At 48.4% G+C, this 24,935-nt stretch carries 23 protein-coding genes; 18 read left to right on the plus strand and 5 right to left on the minus strand.

Features of this window, described 5'->3' with window-relative positions:
• Nucleotides 1-303: 303 nt before the first annotated feature.
• The 5 genes from ilvB to leuB all read left to right on the plus strand — a co-directional run bounded on the left by ilvB (nt 304) and on the right by leuB (nt 6,397).
• Complete coding sequence (gene ilvB / locus ACUUHJ_RS08910) at nt 304-2,040, plus strand: biosynthetic-type acetolactate synthase large subunit (protein ID WP_472298717.1); 1,737 nt, start codon at nt 304-306, stop codon at nt 2,038-2,040.
• A gap of 1 nt (nt 2,041) precedes the next feature.
• Nucleotides 2,042-2,548, plus strand: a complete 507-nt coding sequence (ilvN, locus tag ACUUHJ_RS08915) for an acetolactate synthase small subunit (RefSeq protein WP_289676952.1) — start codon at nt 2,042-2,044, stop codon at nt 2,546-2,548.
• Between the two features lie 56 nt (nt 2,549-2,604).
• Entirely contained in the window at nt 2,605-3,627 is a 1,023-nt protein-coding gene (gene ilvC, locus ACUUHJ_RS08920; protein ID WP_012685345.1) for a ketol-acid reductoisomerase, read from the plus strand.
• 57 nt (nt 3,628-3,684) lie between these two features.
• Nucleotides 3,685-5,223 carry a 2-isopropylmalate synthase gene (locus tag ACUUHJ_RS08925; RefSeq protein ID WP_472298718.1) on the plus strand — a complete coding sequence of 513 codons (1,539 nt, stop codon included), beginning with the start codon at nt 3,685-3,687 and terminating at the stop codon, nt 5,221-5,223.
• Nucleotides 5,224-5,302: 79 nt separating this feature from the next.
• Nucleotides 5,303-6,397: a 3-isopropylmalate dehydrogenase gene (leuB, locus tag ACUUHJ_RS08930; protein ID WP_472298719.1), complete on the plus strand. Its 1,095-nt coding sequence runs from the start codon at nt 5,303-5,305 to the stop codon at nt 6,395-6,397.
• Between the two features lie 71 nt (nt 6,398-6,468).
• On the opposite strand, the gene ACUUHJ_RS08935 is transcribed toward leuB, so the two are convergent.
• Together ACUUHJ_RS08935 and ACUUHJ_RS08940 are read right to left on the minus strand one after the other, a co-directional pair.
• Nucleotides 6,469-7,815: a TrkH family potassium uptake protein gene (locus ACUUHJ_RS08935; RefSeq protein ID WP_472298720.1), complete on the minus strand. Its 1,347-nt coding sequence runs from the start codon at nt 7,813-7,815 to the stop codon at nt 6,469-6,471.
• Nucleotides 7,816-7,901: 86 nt separating this feature from the next.
• Nucleotides 7,902-9,344 (minus strand): aminotransferase-like domain-containing protein, encoded by a 1,443-nt coding sequence (locus ACUUHJ_RS08940; RefSeq protein WP_472298721.1) that lies wholly within the window; start codon nt 9,342-9,344, stop codon nt 7,902-7,904.
• A 174-nt stretch (nt 9,345-9,518) separates the two neighbouring features.
• On the opposite strand from ACUUHJ_RS08940, the gene ACUUHJ_RS08945 reads away from it, so the two are divergent.
• From ACUUHJ_RS08945 to ACUUHJ_RS08990, 10 genes are all read left to right on the plus strand, one after another.
• Nucleotides 9,519-10,025 carry a MogA/MoaB family molybdenum cofactor biosynthesis protein gene (locus ACUUHJ_RS08945; protein ID WP_472298722.1) on the plus strand — a complete coding sequence of 169 codons (507 nt, stop codon included), beginning with the start codon at nt 9,519-9,521 and terminating at the stop codon, nt 10,023-10,025.
• A 121-nt stretch (nt 10,026-10,146) separates the two neighbouring features.
• The gene (locus ACUUHJ_RS08950; RefSeq protein WP_472298723.1) at nt 10,147-11,925 is read left to right on the plus strand and encodes a B12-binding domain-containing radical SAM protein; all 1,779 of its coding nucleotides are present in this window, start codon (nt 10,147-10,149) and stop codon (nt 11,923-11,925) included.
• A gap of 41 nt (nt 11,926-11,966) precedes the next feature.
• Nucleotides 11,967-12,638, plus strand: coding sequence for a DNA alkylation repair protein (locus ACUUHJ_RS08955; RefSeq protein WP_472298724.1), 672 nt, complete (start codon nt 11,967-11,969; stop codon nt 12,636-12,638).
• Nucleotides 12,639-12,809: 171 nt separating this feature from the next.
• A complete protein-coding gene (locus ACUUHJ_RS08960; RefSeq protein ID WP_012685353.1) occupies nt 12,810-13,427 on the plus strand; it encodes a DedA family protein in 618 nt (205 codons plus the stop codon).
• Between the two features lie 3 nt (nt 13,428-13,430).
• The gene (locus tag ACUUHJ_RS08965; RefSeq protein WP_041749318.1) at nt 13,431-13,814 is read left to right on the plus strand and encodes a DUF1294 domain-containing protein; all 384 of its coding nucleotides are present in this window, start codon (nt 13,431-13,433) and stop codon (nt 13,812-13,814) included.
• Between the two features lie 94 nt (nt 13,815-13,908).
• Nucleotides 13,909-15,201 (plus strand): kynureninase, encoded by a 1,293-nt coding sequence (kynU, locus tag ACUUHJ_RS08970; protein WP_472298725.1) that lies wholly within the window; start codon nt 13,909-13,911, stop codon nt 15,199-15,201.
• 119 nt (nt 15,202-15,320) lie between these two features.
• Complete coding sequence (locus ACUUHJ_RS08975; protein WP_289676964.1) at nt 15,321-16,862, plus strand: spore germination protein; 1,542 nt, start codon at nt 15,321-15,323, stop codon at nt 16,860-16,862.
• Complete coding sequence (locus ACUUHJ_RS08980) at nt 16,859-18,019, plus strand: GerAB/ArcD/ProY family transporter (protein WP_472298726.1); 1,161 nt, start codon at nt 16,859-16,861, stop codon at nt 18,017-18,019. Before ACUUHJ_RS08975 ends, ACUUHJ_RS08980 begins: the two co-directional genes overlap by 4 nt.
• Nucleotides 18,012-19,142: a Ger(x)C family spore germination protein gene (locus tag ACUUHJ_RS08985; RefSeq protein WP_289676966.1), complete on the plus strand. Its 1,131-nt coding sequence runs from the start codon at nt 18,012-18,014 to the stop codon at nt 19,140-19,142. Before ACUUHJ_RS08980 ends, ACUUHJ_RS08985 begins: the two co-directional genes overlap by 8 nt.
• A 13-nt stretch (nt 19,143-19,155) precedes the next feature.
• Nucleotides 19,156-20,286, plus strand: a complete 1,131-nt coding sequence (locus tag ACUUHJ_RS08990) for a GerAB/ArcD/ProY family transporter (protein ID WP_289676967.1) — start codon at nt 19,156-19,158, stop codon at nt 20,284-20,286.
• Nucleotides 20,287-20,328: 42 nt separating this feature from the next.
• Here ACUUHJ_RS08990 and sspI read toward each other — a convergent pair whose 3' ends face one another.
• A complete protein-coding gene (sspI, locus tag ACUUHJ_RS08995) occupies nt 20,329-20,565 on the minus strand; it encodes a small acid-soluble spore protein SspI (protein ID WP_012685360.1) in 237 nt (78 codons plus the stop codon).
• A 170-nt stretch (nt 20,566-20,735) separates the two neighbouring features.
• Between sspI and ACUUHJ_RS09000 the strand changes: the two genes are divergently transcribed.
• Complete coding sequence (locus ACUUHJ_RS09000; RefSeq protein WP_007728524.1) at nt 20,736-21,389, plus strand: potassium channel family protein; 654 nt, start codon at nt 20,736-20,738, stop codon at nt 21,387-21,389.
• A gap of 4 nt (nt 21,390-21,393) precedes the next feature.
• Nucleotides 21,394-22,209 (plus strand): TrmH family RNA methyltransferase, encoded by an 816-nt coding sequence (locus tag ACUUHJ_RS09005; RefSeq protein WP_472298727.1) that lies wholly within the window; start codon nt 21,394-21,396, stop codon nt 22,207-22,209.
• 161 nt (nt 22,210-22,370) lie between these two features.
• On the opposite strand, the gene ACUUHJ_RS09010 is transcribed toward ACUUHJ_RS09005, so the two are convergent.
• On the minus strand, nt 22,371-22,628 hold the full coding sequence (locus ACUUHJ_RS09010) for a hypothetical protein (protein WP_289676970.1): 258 nt from the start codon (nt 22,626-22,628) through the stop codon (nt 22,371-22,373).
• An 87-nt stretch (nt 22,629-22,715) separates the two neighbouring features.
• Complete coding sequence (locus tag ACUUHJ_RS09015; protein ID WP_199929149.1) at nt 22,716-23,435, minus strand: DUF2225 domain-containing protein; 720 nt, start codon at nt 23,433-23,435, stop codon at nt 22,716-22,718.
• Between the two features lie 458 nt (nt 23,436-23,893).
• Between ACUUHJ_RS09015 and pheS the strand changes: the two genes are divergently transcribed.
• On the plus strand, nt 23,894-24,928 hold the full coding sequence (gene pheS / locus ACUUHJ_RS09020; RefSeq protein WP_087345341.1) for a phenylalanine--tRNA ligase subunit alpha: 1,035 nt from the start codon (nt 23,894-23,896) through the stop codon (nt 24,926-24,928).
• Nucleotides 24,929-24,935: the final 7 nt, after the last annotated feature.

A 24,935-nucleotide genomic window follows, 5' to 3' on the forward strand; every position in this document is an offset into this window, starting at 1 on the left:
GAGAGCCCTGATGCTGAGAAACGGGTATAGGGTACGTCGCATTGCTCACCTCCGAGCCGTTTTGCTGAAACTTGCTTTGCAGGTAGTAGGCCAAACCGATTAACACCCGTTAACGTGTTACAGTCCACATTTGTTGTGACTGGCTGAGATCGGCTGACCGCGAGGCGCCGATAAAGTTGGGTGGTACCGCGAACCCTTTCGCCCCAAAAGACATGGAAATCGAACCGTGTCGGGGCGAAAGGGTTTTTCTATGTGTCTATAGTTATTTTCAATACCTGTTGGAATTGGGAGGAGGAGAGAGCAATGAGTGTTGAAATGGCCGAATTGCAGAAAAAGAACGGCATTCCACCGATTCAGTTCGGGGAAGAGGTGACAGGAGCAGAAACACTGCTTCGCTGTTTGATCCTGGAGGAGGTCGAATACATTTTCGGCTATCCAGGCGGGGCGGTTCTCCCCATTTATGACTCTCTGTACGGGAGCTACTTCAAGCACATTTTGACTCGCCACGAGCAAGGCGCTATCCACGCTGCTGACGGATATGCCCGAGCGACTGGCAAACCGGGTGTTTGTATCGCCACTTCTGGTCCGGGAGCAACGAACCTTGTAACAGGGATTGCAACCGCTCAGATGGACTCGGTTCCGCTAGTCTGCATCACGGGTAACGTGGCACAGTCACTGATTGGTACCGATGCGTTCCAAGAGGCAAACATTACGGGAATTACCATCCCGATTACGAAGCACAGCTACTTTGTCCGCGATATTCGCGATCTCCCGCGGATTGTAAAGGAAGCGTTCCACATTGCGACAACTGGCCGTCCTGGCCCAGTATTGATCGACATTCCAAAAGACGTCGCCAATGAGAAGGCACCCTTTACCTACCCGGATAAAGTGGAAATTCGCGGCTACCGCGCTTCACTCGTACCAAACGACGAAGAAGTACAAGAGTTTGTCAAAGCCGTTAGTGAAGCGAAGCGTCCAGTCATTTTGGCGGGCGGGGGAATCATTGCAGCTCAAGCAGAAAAAGAATTGCGCGACTTTGCTGAAAAAACACGCATCCCGGTGATCAACACCTTCATGGGATTGGGTGGTTTCCCCGGAACACACGAGTTATCGTTGGCAATGCCGGGGATGCACGGAAATTACACAGCGAACCAAGCGCTCTTGAATGCGGATTGTGTGATTGGTCTGGGAGCACGCTTTGATGACCGGATCACGATGGGTCGCACGAAGGAGTTCGCACCAAAAGCCCGCATCGTACACGTCGACATCGATCCAGCAGAGCTGGGGAAAAACGTAGACACAGCGATAACAGTAGCAGGCGACGTGAAGAGTACGCTGGCAAAAGCAATTCCGCTCGCAAAAGCTTGTGATTCAGAAGCTTGGATCAGTCAGTTGAAAGAGTGGAAAGAACAATATCCGTACAAGTACAAAAAAGATGGCGACGTTTTGAAGCCACAAGCAGTGATTGAACTCTTGTACAACTCCACAGATGGGGAAGCGATCGTCACAACAGACGTTGGACAACACCAGATGTGGACAGCTCAATACTATAAGTTCAAGCACCCGCGCTCCTTTATCTCTTCCGGTGGTCTCGGCACGATGGGCTTCGGCTTCCCGGCAGCAATTGGCGCACAGATCGCTCACCCAGATCGAACGGTAATCTCCGTCGTAGGGGATGGCGGATTCCAGATGACTAACCAGGAGCTGGCAATCGTCTCCCAATACAACATTCCGGTCAAAGTAGCGATTGTGAACAACCAGTGCTTGGGAATGGTTCGTCAATGGCAGGAGCTCTTCTACGATAACCGCTACAGCCAAATCGATCTGACGTGCAGCCCGGATTTTGTCAAACTGGCGGAAGCATATGGCGTTAAAGGCTTGCGAGCACACACGCCAGAGGAAGCCGAAGTAGTTTGGGCAGAGGCACTTGCGCATGATGGACCAGTCGTGGTGGACTTCCGAGTTGCACAGGAAGAAAACGTATATCCGATGGTTGCATCAGGCAACACACTAGATCAGATGGAATTGGGGGACGATTAGGATGCAGCAACATACCATTTCCGTACTCGTCAACGACCAACCAGGGGTTTTGACTAGAGTAGCGACACTGTTCGGCCAACGTGGCTTCAACATCGACAGCATTACGGTGGGAGGCACGGAAGAACAGGGGCTGTCTCGGATGATCATTTCAACCGGGGGAGATGACCGCCAAATCAACCAGCTCATGAAGCAATTGCACAAGCTGATCGATGTCATCTCAGTCACGAATCTCAGTGAGAACCCTTTTGTTTCACGGGAACTGGCACTGATAAAAGTGACGGCATCGCCCAGCCAGCTGGCAGAGTTAAAAGGAATTGTCGAGCCGTTCCGTGCCGCGATCGTCGATGTGGGTCCTAGCTCACTGATCGTGCAAGTAACGGGTGACACCGAAAAGATTGATGCGCTGCTCGTACTATTACAAAGCTACGGCGTTATTGAATTGACAAGAACAGGTTCAGTAGCGATGGCGCGCAGTATTGTTCCAGCAACAGCCGCAGCAACGGTTTAAAATGAAAAATTTCAGAATAGAAATTCAAACTAAACATTTTTAGGGAGGCTATACAAATGGTAAAAATGTATTATGAAGCGGACGTAAAACAAGAGGTACTGCGCGGAAAAACAATCGCAATCATCGGTTACGGTAGCCAAGGTCATGCACAAGCACAAAACCTGCGCGACAGCGGTTATAAAGTAGTGGTGGGTCTTCGCCCAGGGAAATCTTGGGATGTCGCAGCGAAAGACGGTTTTGAAGTTTTGACTGTAGCAGAAGCAACCAAACGCGCTGACGTAGTACAAATCCTGATGCCAGATGAGCGTCAAGCACAAGTATACCGCGACGAGATCGCTCCAAACCTGAAATCCGGCGCTGCACTGTGCTTCTCACACGGATTCAACATCCACTACGCGCAAATCGTGCCACCAGCTGATGTAGACGTAATCATGGCAGCTCCAAAAAGCCCGGGTCACCTGGTTCGTCGCGTATACCAAGAAGGCTTCGGCGTACCTGGTTTGATCGCCATTTACCAAGATGCAACTGGCAACGCGAAAGATCTGGCACTCGCATACTCCAGCGGTATCGGTTGCACAAAAGCAGGCGTAATCGAAACTTCTTTCCGTGAAGAGACAGAAACAGACCTGTTCGGTGAGCAAGCAGTATTGTGCGGTGGCGCAAGCGAGCTGGTAAAAGCAGGCTTCGATACATTGGTGGAAGCAGGTTATGCTCCTGAGATTGCCTACTTCGAGTGCTTGCATGAGCTGAAGCTGATCGTTGACCTGATGTACGAGGGTGGCTTGGCTCGTATGCGCTACTCCATCAGTGATACTGCTGAGTACGGTGACTACAGCACAGGCCGTCGCATCATCACAGATGAGACTCGCAAAGAAATGAAAAAAGTACTGGCAGAAATCCAAGACGGTACATTTGCTCGCAATTGGATCTTGGAAAACCAAGCAAACCGTCCTGGCTTCACTTCCCGTCGCCGTCTGGAATCCGAACATGGTATCGAGGTAGTAGGGGAGCAGCTGCGTGGCATGATGTCTTGGATCAACAAAGATACGAAAAAAGAAGAAGTGAAAATTGGTCAATAAATAAGTGTGTAAAAAATGTATATATAATGTAGGGAAAAATGTGGAGGTGAAAAGTTCATGCGGACCATTGAGATTTTTGATACGACTCTGCGCGATGGGGAGCAGTCTCCGGGCGTCAATATTAGCACGAACGAAAAGGTGGAGATCGCCCTTCAACTCGAGAAGCTGGGCGTAAACAGAATGGAGGCGGGCTTCGCTGCTGCCTCCCCTGGTGACCAAAAGTCTGTGGCCGAAGTTGCAAAACGGGTGAAGAATGCAACCGTCGTCAGTCTGGCTCGTGCCGTAAAAGACGACATGGATAAGGCATACGAAGCGCTTCGCAACGCACAAAACGCTTCCCTCCACGTCTTTCTCGCAACATCTCCGATTCACCGTCAGTTCAAGCTGAACATGAGCAAGGAAGAAGTCCTTGCTCGGGCGGTGGAAGCGGTCACCTATGCGAAAAAGTATTTTTCGGAAGTTCAGTTTTCCGCAGAGGATGCGGCGCGTACCGAGATCGATTTTTTGGCAGAGGTTGTAGAGGCGGTTATCAAGGCAGGGGCTACCACGGTTAATATTCCAGACACGGTTGGCTATATGACGCCGTATCAATACGGAAACATTTTCCGAGAGCTGAAAAAGCGCGTGCCATCTACTGATCTGATTCGCCTGAGCTGCCATTGCCATGATGACCTCGGGATGGCAGTCGCCAACAGTCTTGCTGCTGTCGAGGGTGGAGCTACGCAAGTAGAGGGTACCATTAATGGAATCGGAGAGCGCGCAGGAAATGCTGCTCTGGAAGAAGTGGCGCTTGCGTTGGAGACACGCAAGGATTACTACCAGGCGACGACCAAGCTGAATTTGAAAGAAATCGCACGGACCAGTCAGCTGGTAAGCCGTTTGACAGGGATGATCGTGCCAGGAAATAAAGCAGTCGTAGGTGCAAATGCGTTTGCGCACGAATCCGGTATTCACCAGGATGGTGTGTTAAAAGAGGTCACTACGTACGAAATTATCCGTCCGGAATCGGTTGGATTCAAGTCAAACAAACTGGTTCTCGGCAAGCACTCTGGCCGCCATGCTTTCAAAGAAAAGTTGGTTGATCTGGGTTATCACCTGGAGCAAGAAGAGGTAAACGCAGCGTTTGCAGCATTCAAAGTATTGTGCGACAAGAAGAAAGAAATCACGGATGATGACATCCTCGCATTAGTCGATTCCAAGATGGTTCGCGGACCTGAAGCGTTCCAGCTGGAATCCGTGCAGCTCGCTTACGGCAACATTTCCGTTCCGACAGCGAGTGTGCGACTGGTTCGTGCCGACGGATCGGTATGCGAAGAAGCCGCATGTGGAAATGGATCGGTTGATTCTATCTACAAAGCGATTGACCGCGCTACCGGAGAAGAAGTCTCCCTCGTCGACTACAAAATTCTTTCTGTTACCCATGGACAAGATGCGTTGGGTGAAGTGTTCGTACGCCTTCAACAGGACGATCTGATCGTAACAGGACGCGGTGTGAGTACGGATGTGCTGGAAGCAAGTGCCATTGCCTATGTACGGGCAGTCAACAAGATCATGGAGCGGCGAGGCGAGCCTACTCCTGTCAGTGCAACGATATAAAGATAGGGTTTAAAGTGGATAGGATCATAGGAACCAGCAGCGTTCGGAAACCATTACGTATAGAAAAGCGGGATAAACGATGAAGAAAAACTATCGCATCGCCGTTCTTCCTGGAGACGGTATTGGATCAGAAATCATGCAGGAAGCGGTCAAAGTCCTTACACTCGTAGGGGAACTTGAAGGTGTCACTTTTACATGTGAAGAAGGCCGGATCGGTGGGATCGCAATCGATACGGATGGAACACCGTTGCCAGAAGAAACGGTAACGTTGGCAAAGCAAGCGGATGCTGTGCTCTTGGGAGCCGTTGGCGGACCGAAGTGGGATCAGAATCCTGGGCATCTTCGTCCAGAAACAGGGTTGCTCGGCATTCGCAAAGCACTTGGATTGTTTGCGAATATTCGCCCAGCTACCATGCACAGCTCTCTGGTGGATGCGTCCACCCTCAAGCCAGAAGTCGTTTCTGGCGTTGACTTGATCGTTGTACGTGAACTGACCGGGGGGATTTACTTCGGTGAGAAAAAACGCTATGACGGTCCAAACGGTGAAGTCGCAGAAGATCAGTGCATCTATCATGAAGCGGAAGTCGAGCGAATCATTCGAGTTGGCTTCGACATTGCCCGCAAACGCCATAAGCGTCTCGTATCTGTAGATAAGGCAAACGTCCTCGAAAGCTCCCGCCTCTGGCGCAAGGTAGCCGAGCGAGTAGCGGCTGACTATCCAGATGTAGAGTTGTCTCACCAGTTGGTAGACTCTTGCGCGATGCAACTCGTGCGTGAACCCAAACAGTTTGACGTCATCGTGACAGAAAACATGTTTGGCGACATCTTGAGTGATCAGGCAGCGATGCTGACTGGTTCGATTGGGATGCTGTCCTCGGCGAGTCTGGCAGCTGGCAGCTTTGGCCTGTATGAACCGGTTCATGGCTCTGCCCCTGACATTGCTGGAAAAGGCATTGCCAATCCGCTGGCAACCATTCTGTCCGTAGCGATGATGCTTCGTCTCTCTCTCGGAATGGATGAAGCGGCAGCAGCGGTGGAAAACGCGGTTTGGTCCGTACTGGAAGCAGGGCATCGCACGGGCGATATCGCAGCAGACAGAAGCAAAGCGATTGGTACAATCGAGATGGGCCAACTGGTTCGCGACGAGCTGTCCAAACAGTGGCAAACACAATAAATCATACACAAAACGAAACCCTGCCAAAGTCCTTCGGTGCTCTGGCAGGGTTTTCTCCATTATGATACGACTTATCCGATTGTAATCTTCCCTTTTGGATAGCGGAAGTACTCCTTTTGCTTGCGTTGTGCGAGGGCAAAGGCAATGGTGAGAGGCCCTACCCGACCGGCAAACATCGTCAATACGATCAGGATTTTCCCGATTGGAGTCAGATGAGGAGTTAGCCCCATGGACAATCCGGTCGTAGCAAACGCAGAAGTGACCTCGAACAGGATCATCTCAAATCGGGCACTTGTCTCTGTAATGGAAAGCACCATTGTCATGACAAGGACAATAAACAAGGAGATCATCGTCAATGTCAGCGATTTGTAGACCATGTGAGGCAGGATGCGTTGCCGGAAGAAGATCACGTCTTCTTTTCCTTTCATTTGGGCGATAACAGCACCAACCAGTGTGGCGAATGTCGTCGTCTTGATACCGCCACCCGTTGATCCAGGGGAAGCACCGATGAACATTAACAGAATAATGAGGAATAGGGATGACTGATACATGTCACCGATATTCAAGGTGTTCGAACCAGCCGTACGTGCTGTCACTGACTGATAAAGAGAGCCAAGCACTTTGCCCATCATAGACAAAGGCTGCAAGGTCTTCGGATTCGCATACTCCAAAATAAAGATCAGAGCAGTTCCTGCGACAACTAATATCCCGGTCGTAGACAAAACGACCTTCGTATGTAGCGAAAGACGGCGCGTTTGACGGTAATCGTACAGCTCACTCACAACCATGAATCCGATCCCGCCGAGGATGATCAGCAGACAGACAACAAGCGTGACGACCGGGTCATCTACGTAGGCTGTCAAGCTGGCGAAATCCCCCATTAAATCAAAGCCAGCATTATTAAAGTTAGAAATTGCATGAAAAAAGCCGAAGTAGATCGCTTTAGGCAATGGGAAATCAAAGGCAAAGCGTATCGAGAGAAGCACACCGCCGATCAGCTCAGTGAGGGCAGTAAAGATCAGGATCATCTTGGCCAAACGAACGATACCTTCCATCGACATCTGATTCAGGGATTCTTGCAGAATGAGTCGCTCGCGCAAAGAGATCTTTTTGCGCATGATTAGTGCGAAAAAGGTAGCGAACGTCATAAAGCCGAGTCCGCCAATTTGGATGAGCGATAAAATGACGAGTTGACCAAAGGTAGTGAAAGTCGTTCCGGTATCGACGACAACCAAGCCTGTTACACATGTAGCAGAGGTGGCTGTAAACAGCGCATCAAGCCAATGCAGACCAAGCCCATCAACTGTAGCGACCGGGAGTGTCAAAAGCAGCGCTCCCAAGAAGATAATCAAGGAAAACCCAAGAACAAGCGTTTTTGGTGGATCAAGGTGAAGCTTTTCTACGATTTTTTTAATCATAGCAGTTATACCTCGGCTTTTTTTGAGTCTAGTGAAAAGGAAAAGAGGGAAATCCATTTCTTAGTATGGTATTTCCCTTGGAAAACTTACCGAAGTAGGGCTGCACCCAATCGGTGAAGCCAATGCTTCAACTCTCGTTCTTCCAGTGGAGCGAGTGGAAAACGGACAGACGGGCAGCGCAGAATGTCGGTGGGCTCATCTGCTACGCGAAAAGCATGACCGCCAGTCAGCTCGAGTCCTTCCTCACGCAGAATAGCGACGACTCTCTCTTCTTGTTCGGTTGCTCTTGCGGTTGGCGTGCCCCATTTGATCCACGTATTTAAGCCCCCTGAAATGGGGTACATCCGTGCATGATCAGGGAGTGCCTGGCGTCTTTCCTGCCACAGTCGCAGGAAGCGGGTCTGGAACAGGGCGCGACGATCCGTCAGAAACTCTTCATAAAACCATGGATCATCGAGGAGGCGAACGGCGGATTCCACGACGAGCAAGGATGGCTCTGCTCCTGTCATGGAAACAAGCTGACTGTAGCGTTCCAACTCGTCATCCGATAAATCAGAAGGAAGCATCAATACGCCCAATTGCAGATCGCGAGCCAGCGTTTTGGACAACGAATGCAGATAGTAGACCTCCACAGGGCTTTTTGCCTGTGCAGCCATCTGGTACAGCGGAACACTCGGTTCTTCAAACCAGAGGTCGCCATAATGGTCGTTTTCCACAAGTCGTACGTTATGGCTTTGCGCCCATTCGAGTAGTTCTTCCTTTCGTTTCAACGAATAGCTGATACCGGTAGGAAATTGATAATGCGGGTTAATCAAAAGCCAATTCGCCGGGTAATGCTCCTGCTCTTCTGTGAGAGCTTGAATACAAACGCCTTCTTCATCCATGCGAATCGGGCGAACGGTAATTCCGCACTGACTCAACAAGCGAAGAAATACGGGATAGCTGTACTCCTCCACATAGACGACATCACGTGAATTCATGACACGCTGGGCAAGAAAGGCGAAGCCGCTCGTACTTCTATTAAAAAGCAGGAGGCGCTCAGGTGAGTGAGGAAGCCCCCGGCGGCCGAGGTGATCGGCAAAAACCTTGGCAGCTTGTGTACGCCTGATTTTCTTTTGCGCGGACGGTTCATCCAAGACGGTCAGGCTCTCATAAAAAGCACCACGCAATCGTTTCACCAGCTCTTCGCTAGGACGAGGGGAGGAATCAGCTAGGGAAGCGATCGGAATATCTGTGAGCGGGAGGCGATTTTCTAAACGAGCTTCTTTGGCAAGCTGCGTCAAGTAATAACCTTTCCCGTGCACAGCTTCCAGCCAGCCTTCCAACGCAAGATGATCGTATGCTTTTTTGACTGTCTCCAACGAGCAGCCGCTAATTGTTTTCATATCTCGCAGCGATATCAATTGTTGTCCATCTACAAGAAAGGCACCACGAAGAATCGCTGTTTTCAATTGTTCAGCGAGTTGTACATAGATCGGTGTGTGCGATTGTTTGTGGAAATGAAAAGAAAAATATGGTCGCTCTGGCATTCGCGCACGCCTCCTTGTCTGTCAAAAAAATAGCAGTCATCAGCATTATATAGGAAAGCGAAGCATCTCGGGTATAGGGAGTGAAGAAATTGTTGCCAGAACGACGAGGGTATTGGAAACCGGAACATGGTATCATGAGAAGAGATATATATTGAAGAAATGAGGAAAATACGGATGAGTACGCAGGAACACAAGGCGCTATCGCCCAAGCAAGTCACATGCATGGTCATCACCGTTTCCGATACCCGGTCAGAGGATACAGATAAAAGCGGGCAATTAATGAAGCAACTATTGACTGAAGCCGGTCACAGCGTTGCGCTTTATCAAATAGTAAAGGACGAGCCTGTACAGGTCATTGCTGCGATCGAAACGGGAATCGCACATGAAGACGTTCAAGTCATTCTTCTCAATGGCGGTACTGGCATTTCGCCCCGAGACAATACCTTTGAGGCTGTTTCTGGCTTGCTCGATAAGGAAATGCCAGGGTTTGGGGAGCTGTTTCGGATGTTGAGCTTTACAGAAGACATCGGTTCGGCAGCGATGCTCAGTCGTGCGATTGCAGGGACACGGAAAGGGAAAATGATTTTTTCCACGCCAGGTTCAACAGGTGCGGTGCGATTGGCGATGAATCGGTTGATCGTGCCGGAGCTAGGGCATGTGGTGCGTGAGTTAAACCGTTAACGATTTGCCGTTACTAGCCTCGTATGGTACTGTTACGAAAGGAAAAAGATCGGTCAGACCTGAACCATCGATTGAAGATGGTTTTTTGGTGCCGAATTTTGCAAGGAGAGTAGACCCATCCATGAAGATTTTACTATCGACTTTAAACGCCAAGTTTATTCACTCCTCACTCGCTTTGCGTTATTTGCGAAGCTATGCGCAGGAAGCATTTCCTTCGATTGAGCTGGTGGAGTATACCATCAACGATGTGACGTTAAATATAGTAGCAGATATACACAAGCGCAAGCCTGATGTCGTTGCATTTTCCTGTTATATCTGGAACATTCGTGAGACCCTCAGTGTCATGCGCACGCTGAAAAAGATTTGCCCGGATGTTCCGATTATCCTCGGCGGACCAGAAGTGACCTATGATGCGGACGAATGGATGAAGAAGCATCCTGAAATCGATGTCATCTGCATTGGTGAAGGGGAGCAAACCTTCTTGGAGCTTTTGCAGGTGTACCAGGAATCACTGCAAACCAAGCAGCCTCCGCGCTTGCGTGATGTAGCCGGAATCGCTTATCGCGAAGAGGAGTACGTACGTTTTTCCATGCCGCGTGCGCAGGTTGAAGAGATGGACAGCATTCCTTCCCCATACGCGGATCATCTGGACGAGCTGAACAACCGCGTCGTCTATTTCGAGGCATCCCGTGGCTGTCCGTTTAAATGTCAATACTGTCTGTCCTCGATTGAAGACGGCGTACGCTATTTCAGTCTGGAACGAGTAAAAGAAGATCTCATGCGTTTGATCAATCACGGCGTCAAAACGATCAAGTTCGTGGATCGAACGTTTAACATTAATAAGAAATATGCGTTGGAAATCTTTCAGTTTTTGATCGATAACCACAATGGCACGGTCTTTCAATTCGAGATCACGGCAGACATTTTGCGCGCGGACGTACTCGACTTCTTGACAGAGAACGCACCTCCAGGCATTTTCCGCTTCGAGATTGGGGTTCAGTCCACGAATGATGAGACCAACCGCCTTGTTCAGCGGATTCAGCGTTTCGATCGCCTTGCGCGTACAGTGACACAGATCAAGGATTCGAAAAAAATCGATCAGCATTTGGACTTGATCGCTGGTTTGCCTGAGGAAGATTATGCGTCCTTCCGCAAAACCTTCAACGACGTGTTTGGTCTGCGCCCGGAGGAGCTTCAGCTTGGCTTTTTGAAAATGCTGCGCGGGACAGGCGTTCGTGCGCGTGCGGCTAATCATGGCTATATTTTTATGGATGAGGCTCCTTACGAAATTTTGGGGAATAACGTCCTTTCCTTTGATGACATGCAAAAAATCAAGCGTGTAGAAGACATTTTGGAAAAGTACTGGAACGCGCACCGGATGGACTATACAGTGGAATGGCTCTTGGCGAATCAGTTCGAAACGGCTTTTGACTTCTTCCAGGCATTTGGTGATTATTGGGAAAAACAGGGTTGGGGCCGAATCGGTCATCAATTAGAGGATTTGTTCGTACGTTTGCAGAAGTTTTTGCAATTCCAGGAAGTGGATGGTATGGGTCATGTGCTTAGCATGATGAAATTCGATTTCCTGCGCAACCAGAAGCATCGCCCGCGCAAGCTGTGGTGGGAGGATGTCATGGACAAGGAAGAGATGCAACAAACGTTTGCTGTCCTAACCGAGCAGCGTGAGCGACTCCGCGATGATTTTGCGGCACATGCCGCGTTGGAAAAGGATTATTTCAAGCACACGCTGACTGCCAAGGTGACCTTTGATATTGAAAAATGGATGGAGACCGGTGAGCTTGTCGAGGGAGATTTTACACTCGTCGTGTATTATCCGTACAAAGACGAAGAGCAAAATGCTTTTGCTGTCGTCAAGCAGGAGGTCCAAGCAGCAGGCTAAATGACCGGATGATCAGATGGGGGGGGGAGGAGGAGACGCGAATGAACGCGAGTGAGTATACGGTGGCTGTCGAGGAACGGTTGCGTGCACAGGGTGATTCGATTGTGGCTGGCCCCATGGCGCAGTACATGAAAAATCAATTTCCTTTTCTGGGGATAAAATCACCACAGCGCAAAGAACTGACCAAACAAATCTTTCGTGATTATGGTGTACCCGAAGATTGGGAGCAGGTCGTTCGTTTCTTGTGGGCTTTGCCAGCGCGAGAGTACCAGTATGTAGCGCTTGACGTACTCGAGAAGTCCAAAAAGCGTCTCACCCCTGACCATCTACCGTTCGTTGTCGAACTGATCACGACAAAATCGTGGTGGGATACCGTCGATTATTTGGCTTCCCATACAACGGGCAAATTGTTCGCCGTGCATCCCGAACTGATCGAACCGAATACGACAGCCTGGATGGATGGGACCAACATGTGGCTGCAACGAACGGCAATTTTATTTCAATTGTCGTACAAGGACAAGACCGATCAGCGGCTGCTCTTTTCTTTGGTGGAAGGATGCGCGGATTCCAAAGAGTTTTTTATTCAGAAGGCAATCGGCTGGGCGTTGAGAGAGTATGCGAAAACAAATCCCAAAGCCGTACGTGAATTTGTAGAAGCGACTCCACTTGCGAGTTTGTCCAGGCGTGAAGCGCTCAAGCATCTATCAGGATAGGGTCGTCTGTTGTATCTGTGCTTGATAAAATACGTACATCTATTGCAAAATAAACAAGTACCATTTTTGAGGTTCATAACGTAATACATAGAGTCAGATATCGTGCGATGCCATAGCTGCTAGTATGTCAAGAAATGACCGCACTGTGGCAAGGATAGGGGATTTTGCCTCATGGAAGTCGACCTGCTAATGTCCATCATAGAGCAATACGGCTACGTAGCGATTTTTTTCATGCTTTGGCTGGGGATTGTAGGCTTGCCGATTCCCGATGAGCTGGTTGTCGCTACAGGAGGATTTCTTGCCTCCATTGGCATGTTAAACCCTTGGTATTCTTTTTTGGCGGGATATTTAGGGGTTGCCTCCGGATTGACGATTGGCTTTTTACTTGGAAAGTACTTTGGGAAACCGATATTGCAGTGGCTGTGCAAAACCGAGAAAATGAGGAACGCCGTGAATCGATCAACGAGCTTGCTGGAGAAGTATGGAACTACTGCTCTTTGCATCAGTTACTTATTTCCGGTTGTCCGTCATGTCGTACCTTATTTGGTCGGGCTTGGTGGTATGACGTTCCGGCGTTATGCGGTGCTATCATATCCGATCGGGTTGATTTGGACCATTGCCTTTTACTTTCTCGGCCATGTATTCGGTAATAATGTGGAAGCCATTATCGAGGTCATCCGTAAATACGGTTTCTACGCTTTGCTGGTGATCGTGATTGTATTGGCTGTGGTATTTTTCGTACGCAAGCAGTTTATGGCAAATCGGGCATATCGGGCAAAAGGAGAATAAGAAATGTACCATCAACAATTAGCTGCCCACCGCCGCAATTTCATGTTGCTGCTCGTTATTAGTTGGGCCCTCCTCTTGGTCGGATACTTCAATTCGAATGTTTGGGTGCTGGCGGCAGGAGCTTTACTGGTGAATGGCTATGCTTATTACCTGATGCAGGCAGACAAGCGTCTGGCTAAAGAAAAAGGTTTTCGGGTTCCAGAAATGAGCCTTTTTTTGGTCGCATTTTTAGGAGGAGGGATTGGGGCGTTTGAGGGTATGCTCATTCAACGGCATAAGACCAAGCATACCTCTTTTCGCATTCTGCTCCCGCTCTTTTGCATCGCGCAAATCTTGCTAGTCATTTGGGGAATACAACTATATTTGGATAAGAATCTCGTGTCGTAGGTGGCACGGGATTTTCTTTTTGTAAAAAGGATTCTCTTGTTTGAAAATTCAGCCTATAATGGAAAAAACGATGGAACAAGCTGAGGAGGTAGTTATGTCTCAATCGAGCGGCTTAACGAAAGCGTACGCACAGCAATTGGATGCACAGGACGAACTCGCGAGCTATCGCGAAGAGTTTTATTTGCTTCCGAGCCTGTATTTGGATGGAAACTCGCTTGGCCTCATGTCAAAAAGAGCGGAAAAGAGCGTCATGGATATGATGCAGTCTTGGAAGGAGCTGGGTGTGGAAGGCTGGACAACGGGTCGTCACCCGTGGTTTTTCTTTTCGGAGAAATTGGCAGAGATGAGCGCCGCGCTTGTAGGGGCAAGCCCGGAGGAAGTGATCGTCACGGGATCTACGACGATCAACCTGCATCAGCTGGCAGCTACCTTCTATCGTCCTGTTGGGAAGAGGTCGAAGGTCGTTGCCACCGAACTGGATTTCCCTACCGATATATACGCACTCCAGAGTCAAATGAAGCTCCACGGGCTGGACCCGGAAGAGCATTTGGTTCGGGTAGCGTCAAGAGATGGTCGCCTGATTGAAGAAGAGGATATTATCGATGCGATGACGGATGAAGTAGCACTCGTTGTCCTTCCTACCGTCCTGTATCGCAGTGGCCAGCTGCTCGATATCGAACGGTTGACAGCAGCCGCACATGAGAGAGGCATTCTGATTGGTTTTGACGGATGTCACTCTGTAGGAGCGATCCCGCATTCCTTCAGTAAATGGGGAGTGGACTTTGCCTACTGGTGCAACTACAAATACGTAAATGCAGGGCCTGGAAGCGTGGGTAGCCTATATGTCAATCGCAAGCATTTTGGCAGGACTCCTGGATTGGCGGGATGGTTCAGCTCGAAAAAGGATAAGCAATTTGACATGGATCATACGCTGGAGGCATGCGAAAGTGCGGGAGCTTACCAGATCGGTACCCCACATATGCTGAGTCTCGCCCCATTGCTTGGTTCGTTGGAAATGTTCCAGGAGGTTTCCATGGAAAAGCTTCGTACCAAGTCGCTTGGCTTAACGCGGTTCATGATGGATTTGATCGAGGTGGAGCTGGCAGACATGGGTTTTACGATTGCGAACCCACAGCAGGACGATCGGCGAGGTGGGCATGTCAGCCTTGAGCATGAAGAGGCCATACGTATATGCAAGGCCTTGAAGGAAGCGGGTATTATTCCTGACTTCCGTGCCCCAAACATCATCCGGTTAGCCCCCGTTGCTTTCTATACGACTTATAGAGAGGTTTGGGAAAGTGTCCAGATCTTAAAGGCGATCATGCTGGAGAAGAGCTACGAGAAATTTGAAAACAAGCGAGGTAGTCGCTTGACAGGTCCGACTTAGGTTGGACCTGTTTTTCTTTTGTAATACGCCATTTACGGGATTTCCTTTCCATTATTGGGTACACTATCCGTACCTGTAGACAGTCTACATTCTACATTCCATGGATAAGGGTGAGCAGCTTGAGCCAGTTTTTTCAAGCATGGAAAAAAAGAAAAGAAGCCCTCCAGTCAAAAACGTTGGAGCAGCACTCCGACAAGAGCATGGAAAGCGTATCGGATGTTGCGCTCACGACAAATGTGGAGGAAAACATCCAATTGATTCAAGCGCAGCTTGGAAAGTGTGACGATCTCGTCGTTCGGCGTTTTCAAACGAAGACAAAGACGCAAGCCGCTATCGTTTTTATAGATGGCATGGTGGATCGAAATGTCATCAGTGATTTTATTATTCGCTATATGACGACTCCCGATATCACCTATAATGATCCGGCTACAAATGAGCTGGATTTGACAGACAAACTGAGGCAGATCGTCCGAAATATTTTGTCTGGATGTGCGGTACTGATCCTCGATGGATGTCAAAATGCTTATTTGAATAACACGAGAGGTTGGGACAGGCGTTCGGTGGAAGAGCCTCAGACGGAGTCAGTCGTACGAGGGCCACGTGATGGTTTTTGTGAGACGTTGTGCGTGAATTCAGCACTGATCCGCTTCCGTTTGAAGGACCCCAATCTAAGAGTGCGTCATATGGTTGTCGGGGAACGAACACAGACTGACATTTACGTTATGTACATCGACGGCATTGCGTATCCTCCGATGGTGGAGGAAGTGATTGCGCGAATCGAAAGTAATGTTCGCGTGGATTCTGTGCTGGAGAGCGGGTACATCGAACAAATGATCCAGGATCGGAGATGGTCCCCATTCCCGCAGATTCAAAATACGGAGCGCCCGGACAAAGTAGTGGCCAATCTTTTGGAAGGGAAGGTAGGCATTCTGGTAGATGGGACTCCGTTCGGATTGATTGCTCCGGCTGTTTTTTCGCAGTTTTATCAGAGTCCTGAGGATTATTACGAGCGGTTTTATATCGCGACCTTGATTCGTTTCATTCGGATTATCAGTATCAGCATTGCCTTGTTGTTGCCGTCTCTTTATATCGCTTTTAGTTCGTTTCATCCAGAGATGATCCCTTCTCGACTGGTCATTGCGATGGCGGCAGGACGATCTACCGTTCCCTTCCCTTCTTTAATCGAAGCGCTGTCTATGGAGTTGGCCATTGAAATATTGAGGGAAGCGAGTGTGAGGCTGCCGGGGCCAATCGGTCCTACAATTGGGATTGTTGGGGCACTCGTGGTTGGGGAAGCAGCGGTAACGGCTGGGCTTGTCAGTCCTGTCATGGTGATCATCGTGGCTGTAACGACAATTGGCTCGTTTGCATCCCCAAGTTACAGTGCAGCGATTGCTATACGCATGCTCCGCTTTCCGGTAATGATTCTGGCAGGAATGTTTGGTCTATACGGTATTATGCTGTTTTTGATTGTCATCCTCATTCATTTGTCTTCACTGAAATCGTTTGGAGTGCCTTATATGAGCCCGCTTAGTCCGCTCAACCTGAATGGAATGAAGGACTTGTTCATACGGGCACCCCATCACATGTTGAAAACAAGACCGATGATGTTTCATGTTCAAGATAAAATCCGGATCAGAGAGGAGGATAACCAGAAATGAACAGGAGGGAAGGGCACGGCTGGCACCAGACTCTATCGATGTGGCAGCAAATTTGTCTCATGACAAGTACCTTAATCGGTGTCGGAGTTTTGACCCTTCCTCGCACAACCAGTTCGAAATTATATGAGGCAGGCTGGATCGCCCCTATGATTGGCTCAGCAGGTGCGTATGTCTCCTTATGGTTAATTGTCAAATTGAGCAAGCGTTATCCAGGGGAAACCTTTATTGAATACAGTCACAAGGTGTGGGGATCTGCCAAACGGCCTTGGGTGGGAAAAGTTTTCAGCCTTCCTTGGATTTGTATCTATCTGGTATACCTGTATTTCTCCACGGCCGTCGTCTCGCGTGTATTTGGTGAAGTAGTTGTCACATCCGTTCTGTTGCAGACTCCGTTGGAAGTTATGCTCATCACGATGTTTTTGTTGATACTATTTTTGTGTATGCATGAGGTGGAAGTAGTAGCGCGAGTAAACGAGCTGCTGTTTCCTTTTATTATCTTTCCCCTTCTTTTTATCGCGATTGCGTCATTTCAAAAGTCGGAAATTGGGAATCTCCTGCCGATTAATCATATGTCGATCCGATCAATGGTAGAAGGAGTGTACGAAGGAATTTATTCCTATTCCGGTTTTGAAATTATGTTCATCTTTTTCGCCTATGCGCAACAAAACACGAACAGGGAATTAGCGGGATTGTACAGTTTATTGATTGCAGCATCACTCTACATGTTAATTGTGGTTGCGGGTATTTCGGTGTTTGGTTACGAAGAGCTGCAAAGGGTGACGTGGCCAACACTAGAATTGGTCAAGACGACCCAGGTGCCAGGATTGATCTTGGAACGATTGGAGTCCGCTTTTTTGGCAGTGTGGGTTTCGGCTGTTTTTACTACGGTAGCCAATGCGTATTACGTAGTTGTTTATTCATTGAGACAGTTGTTTCGTAAAGGAATCAGGTTTCAAAGAATCGTGGCTTCTGTCCTTCTCATCCCTTTATTCTTCTTTGCCCTCATTCCACAAAATATCACGGAAGTATTCAGTATGGCGTCGTTCCTGGGGTTGTCTAGCCTGGTCATTAATTTACTGATCCCTGTCGTTTACTGGGTAGCAATCCTCATCCGCGACATGGTGACCCGACGAGAGGGGCGGAATATCGATGGGTAAGTCTCTTAGATACTTCGCTTTGTTGATCATCTCTACAATCCTGCTGACAGGGTGCTGGGACAGACGTGAATTGGAAGAACGCGCATCGGTGTTGGCCATTGCGATAGATCAGGATGAAGAAAATGAAAATCTGTATAAAATGACCGTCCAAATCCCTATTCCCATCAAAATCGCGGGGAGTAGCGGGAAGGGCGGAGGAAATAATGCGGATGCCGTGAAAATCATGAGCGTGACAGGAAGAACGGTGACAGATGCTTCCAACAACTTGCAAATGCGGCTAAACCAACGATTGTTTCTTGGGCATACGCGTATTCTTGCCGTAAGTGAGGAGATCGCTAGAAAGGGAATCCAAGACATCATGGACAGCTTTCGTCGCGAACCGCAAATACGGCGACTTCTGTGGCCGATCGTCGTGAAGGGCAAGGCGGCTACCTTGCTGGAAATCAAACCGAGAATCGAGCCGATTCCAGTCGTCTATATGATGGGGCTGATCGAAAATGGCATGAAATTAGGAAGAATTCCAGACCAAACATTGGGCGACTATTTCAATCAGACCTCTAATCTAACCATGGAGCCGTTTTTGAATTATGTAGAGGCAAGAAATAATGAGGTGAGCTGGAAAGGGGTTGCTGTTTTTCGCGGACACAAGATGGTGGGGATATTGGATCACGTGCAGTCATGGGTATTACTTCAGCTGCGAAATGAAAAACCGGGTGGAGACATTGTGATTCCGTTGCCGAAAACCAAGAACGGATATGTGAGCTTTCGTCCGCATTTTGTAAAAAAGAAGGTGATCATTCACAAATCCTCTTCCGCTACCTATCAATGCGAGCTCCAAGGAGATATTGTCGAACTTACAGAAAACCTGAAAATTCCTCCTGAGCAATTCATCTTACAAATGCAAGCGCTTATTAAAAAAGAAATGGAAAACCGCGCAAAGAAGCTCTTGCAGCATTTACAAAAGCAGTACAATAGTGACATTTTGAAACTGGGCCTTACACTGCGTGCGAAGCATTACCAAGACTACTGGAAAACTCACAACTGGAAGCAAGATTTCAAGGATTTTCCCATACGCGTTACATACACAATCAAGCTGCGCCGTCTTGGTATGGAAATGCAATAGGAGAGCGATCACTGTGGAGAAACAGCAACGTAATTTTGGTGCTTGGCAACTGACAAGCATTATGATCAGTTCAATGATCGGGGTGGGTATCCTCATCATTCCGAGAACGGCAACCGAACTTCTTCATCAAATGGGGTGGATAGGCCCTATTGCAGGTGCTTTCATAGCATCCGTGGCTGTGGCGGCTATCGTTTATTTAGGCAACCAGTTTCCCGGGCTTACCTTTGTGGAATTTATGCCGAAGATATTTGGTGTTGCGATTGGTACCCTGTGTATATTTCTTTTCATTCTCTATCAGTTTCTTAACGCGGGAATCACAGCCAGATTGTTCGGGGAAGTCGTCGTGACCTCCGTATTGCCGCAAACCCCACTGGAAGTAATTATCATCACGCTGCTGTTGTTGGTCGTGTTTCTTTGTTGTCATGAGATTGAAGTTGTGGCAAGGGTAAATGAGCTGTTGCTTCCCTTCCTCCTGTTGCCGTCACTCTTGATTCCACTCGTCTCCTTCATGAACGCAGATTGGTACAATTTATTGCCATTCCGATTCGAGTCATGGACAAGCGTCATGAAAACGGGGCTGAATACGTATACGCTCTACACTGGGTATGAGTTGTTAATGGTTTACTTTGCCTTCGCTATTCCCGGGGCAAGACTAGGGGTGGCGAGCATGACAGGGATGAGCTGTGCTCTTGTCGTTTATGTTCTTACAGTTGTCGCAGGCATTACTGTATTTGGCTATGAAGAATTGCAGAGGCTGATGTGGCCTACACTTGAACTGGTCAAGGTAACGCAGAAAACCGGCTGGTTTTTGGAGCGCTTTGAGTCCGCCTTTCTTGCGATTTGGGTAGCTTCCGTATTTACAACGATCGGGAATATGCTTTACGCGACGATTTTTTCATTGCGGCGCTTGTTTCGCAAAGGCATTCGTTTTCAGCAAATCACTGCGATTGTGATCATGGTGCCTCTTTTTTTCCTAACGTTAGTGCCGCAAAATATAGTGGAGCTGTTTTCTTTTACACAGCATTTGACCAACGTAGGATATTTGATCACCATCATTATCCCGATCTTGCTGGCAATCACTCAATTCATACGCAATCAGTTCAACAAAGGCCGAGAAGTGAACAATGAAAAGGGAGGGACATAGGAGCCCCTCCCTTTGTAGCGTGTCTGTTCGAAGAAGAAATGGTTAGATTGGCTTTTCGGCTTGCTCAGGCAAGTGTTCCGCGATAGTCGTAATCATGGATTGACGTGAGGAAGCATCGCTGTTTTGCCATAAAACTTCAAACAAAACGCCTAACCCCGGCAGTGTCTTCTCCTGACCGCTTGAGATAGCATCACTGATGGTCTCTTCCACTTCGTTTGGATCTGAGCCTTGCATTTTGTACATGATCGCTTGACGTAAATTGAGTGAGGCAATGTTCATGACCGCGCTTCCACCTCTCTTGTGAGAATGAATTCAAGAAATAGTATTTGTAAACGCTGATTTGTCATACCATACTTTTCGTACAAAACGTTCATGACCGTTTTGTGGGGGATGTTTTGGTTGTGCTATAATGCTTGTTATTGGTAAGTTCCGTAAAGGGGAAGATTAACATGTCCAAGCAATTTGCCATTATCGGGATGGGACGTTTTGGTTCTAGCGTGGCGAGAACGCTGTACGAGATGGATTATGAAGTGATGGGTATAGATGAGAACGAGGAGCGCATTAACGAAAATATTCAGTATGTTACGCACGCAGTAGCAGCTGATTCTACGGATGAACGCGCCTTGAAGGAAATCGGCATCCGCAATTTTGACGTAGTTGTCGTGGCCATTGGGGTCGATATTCAGGCAAGTATCCTGACGGTATTGACGCTGAAAGACTTGGGTGTCAAAAAGATCGTGGCAAAAGCACAGAATGAGCGTCATGGACAAGTATTGTACAAGGTGGGGGCTGACCGTGTCGTATTCCCTGAGCGTGACATGGGCGTTCGGGTCGCCCACAATCTGATCTCTTCGAACGTACTTGACTTTATTGAGCTGGCAGAGGACTACAGCGTAGCGGAGGTAGTCGTGTCGTCCAAGCTGGTCGGTCAAAACTTGCGCCAACTGGATATTCGGAAAAAATACGAGGTCAACGTGATTGCCATCAAAAGCGGAGATAAATTCAATATCGCTCCTAGCCCGGATGAAGTCATCCAATACGGCGACGTGCTTGTGGTGATCGGGAACAACAAAGACTTACGCGAATTTGAGGAGCGGGCATAGGTTTATGACAAATGAAATCATTACTTCAGTACAGAACCCTCTGGTAAAGCGATTGCACCAGTTGCTATCACGGAAAGGACGGGAAGAGCAGCAGCGTTTTCTCGTGGAAGGGGCGCATCTGGTAGAAGAGGCGTTAAAAAGTGGGGCGGAGGTAGTCACGGTGATTTACGATCAGCAGCGTGATATGGACCCTGCTTGTCAGCGTGCTCTGGCTAATCATCCGGAAGCTGTTCAGGTCATTGCTGCATCAGAGGCAGTGCTGGCGAAACTGTCCGAAACGAAGTCACCGCAAGGAATTGTGGCCGAAGTGAAAAAAACAGCAGCAGATTGGGCAAAATGGGTGGATCAGAAGAGAGAGGAACAAGGAAGCTTACTGCTCCTCTTTTTGGACGAAATACAAGACCCGGGCAACCTCGGCACGATTTTGCGCACAGCAGAAGCGGCTGCAATCGATGGTGTCGTACTGGGGAGTGGCAGTGTCGATATTTACAATGGAAAAGTGGTACGGGCAACAATGGGGGCACTGTTCCGCATCCCGGTCTTTACACAATCGTTAGTTGACACGGCTGATGAATGGAAGGCAAAGGGAGGGAGAGTTCTCATTTCTTCGTTGGAGCAAAACAGTGTTTCCTATGACGAGGCTGATTATGCGGGTCTGACGGCACTGGTTATCGGCAATGAAGGAAGAGGTGTCTCCAAAGAGATGTTTGCCAAAGCTGATCAATTCGTCCACATTCCGCTTTACGGCGGAGCGGAGTCGCTGAATGCAGCGGTTGCAGCAGGAATATTTGTCTATGAGGCACAGCGCAAAAGAAGATAATAGGGAAAGCCGACATCCTCGAGAAGAATAAGGATGATCGGCTTTGTTTGTGTGATCCACCGAAATGATTACATGGGACCTACATTAAAATGGAAGATATACACTTGCGTGCCACCGTAATAGACATCAACCCTATAGTAGCCTGGAGACGATGCAATCACTCAGCCTTGGGAATCGATGCTGATTCCACCCCTTGTCGACTCGTATGAAATGACACTCGTATGGTTGTTGGTTGGGAGTCTGTCATAAATAGGGTTTTGATAAATGTCCAGATTAACGTTGACTTCTGTAACGCTTGACATGGCAACCACTGCCTGCGATGGCTTGTTCGAAACCTCGGCAGCACTTGCACCAGCTTGTCCAGTCAAAAGCAATGGAATTGCCAGCAGACTTGACGTGATAAGATTCCACTTTTTCACAAGAATCACTTCTTTGTGTCAGATAGATAAAACATACTATTTTTACCATATTATTTCAATTGTTGCATATAAAAAAGATCGGCATGTCTAGCCGATCTTTTGCTCGTTCTTTTTCTCTTTATACTCTTCACGAGCGAGTTGCCATTGATCCTGCGCCATCCGGATAATGCCGCTCTCAATGGTGTGGTTGCGAAAAGCGAGTGCCTTGCCGAAATATTTAATGGCTAAGTCAAACTTTTCGAGTCTGCGATAGAGCTCACCAATCAAGTACAGCAAGCGGACTTCGGTCATTTCTTTGTCACCGCGTGTATAATCGGAATGAATATACGATTGTTCATATTCTTCCACGGCCATATCGATAAAGCGCATTTCTTCCGTGACATTTTTTTGGTATCGATAAAGCCATGCAAGGCGCAAATATAGACCCGCTTTTACGGAATGAGGCTGATCCGTAATTTCAGCTGCATAAATAGCCAGCTTGTAGCTGACAATGGCTTCTGGTACGTGTCGAACCTTGCCAAAATCTTTTGGCTTCCATTTCGAGGAGATTTGTTCATCCACAATCTGTTTTTGCCAGGGGGCGAGCTTGTCCCGGAATTGATCCGTAAAAGCAAAGCCGCATTCAGGGCAGACATTGACGGTATATAAAATGGGATTTAAAGATTGTTCTTTAAAAGTGGTATAAAAATCGCTGTCGCGGTTGACCATCGTCAACGTGCCGCTTCTAATTCTTTTGGTCGAAAAGGTCGCTTGGCAATGGCGGCAGCTGCTTGTCTTATCGTAAAGGGCGGAAACATTATCTATCATGTCAAAATCCCCTTTCGAATGGGTAACATACACATGAAAACACAATCTGGATATGTAACATTTGTAGAATTGAAAGTTCTCTCTTGTTACGCTATAATTTTCCTTACGTCACAATTATAACGTAAAGCGATGACGGAGACTAGTACGCAGGACCTATCTGTTTTTCCAGGGAGAAGATGCCACAGACTGCGAGCATCTTTAACATGATAGCTGCCGAATTCACTCCAAAGCCGCACTCTGAACCGCTTTTCGCGCAGTAGGAGCAGCCGGGTCATACCCGTTACCAATGATCTGAAGTGAGACAAATGTCTCTTTCCACTAGTGATATTGTCATGGATTTGTCACAGGGTGGGAGTGAATTGTCTAACAAGGGTGGTACCGCGAGAAAAAAGTAACTCGTCCCTTTTTGAGGGGCGGGTTTTTCTTTTTCCAAAACAGAAATAAAGGAGCGATTCGAAGTGCAAACTCGGTTGCAAGAAATGAAAGAGTCCGCACTGGGCCAAATCAGCCAAGTGACAGAAGCCGCACAACTTCAGGATTTACGAGTCAAATACCTGGGGAAAAAGGGCGAGTTGACAGAGCTGCTGCGCGGCATGGGCAGCCTGTCCCCAGAAGAGCGTCCAGTTGTCGGTCAGCTGGTGAATGAAGTACGGGAAGCGCTGGAGGCAGCGTTCTCCGGTAAACAAAAAGCATTTGAAGAAGCGGCTCTCTTTGCCAAGCTTTCTTCTCAAACGATCGATGTGACACTGCCAGGACGTCCAGTACCAGCAGGCACCATGCATCCGCTTTCTCGGATCATTGAAGAGATCGAAGACATCTTCATTGGCCTGGGCTTCGAGGTGGCCGAAGGTCCTGAGGTTGAAATGGACCACTTCAACTTCGAGATGCTGAACCTGCCGAAGGATCACCCGGCACGCGATATGCAAGATACGTTTTACGTCACAGAAGAGCTGCTGCTCCGTACGCAGACATCCCCTGTGCAAGCACGTACAATGTTGAAAAAAGAAGGCAAGACCCCGCTCAAAATGATCTGTCCGGGTAAAGTGTATCGCCGTGATGATGACGATGCGACACATTCCCACCAATTCACGCAGATCGAGGGTCTTGTGATTGATAAAAAAATCGGGATGAGTGACCTGAAAGGTACCCTCTTGACGTTTGCCCGTCAAATGTTCGGGGAAAATCAGCAAATTCGTCTGCGCCCAAGCTTCTTCCCGTTCACGGAACCTTCCGTAGAAGTAGACCTGCAATGCTTCAACTGCGGCGGTCACGGTTGTCGTGTATGTAAGCAAACAGGCTGGATCGAGATTTTGGGTGCTGGTATGGTACACCCGCGCGTACTGGAAATGGCCGGCTACAACCCTGAGGAAGTCAGCGGCTTTGCATTCGGTATGGGTGTGGAACGAATTGCGATGCTCAAATACGCGGTAGAGGATATCCGCCATTTTTATACCAACGACGTTCGTTTCCTGCGTCAGTTCAATCGAGGCTAGAGAGGAG

It is taken from the genome of Brevibacillus schisleri (assembly GCF_055685845.1).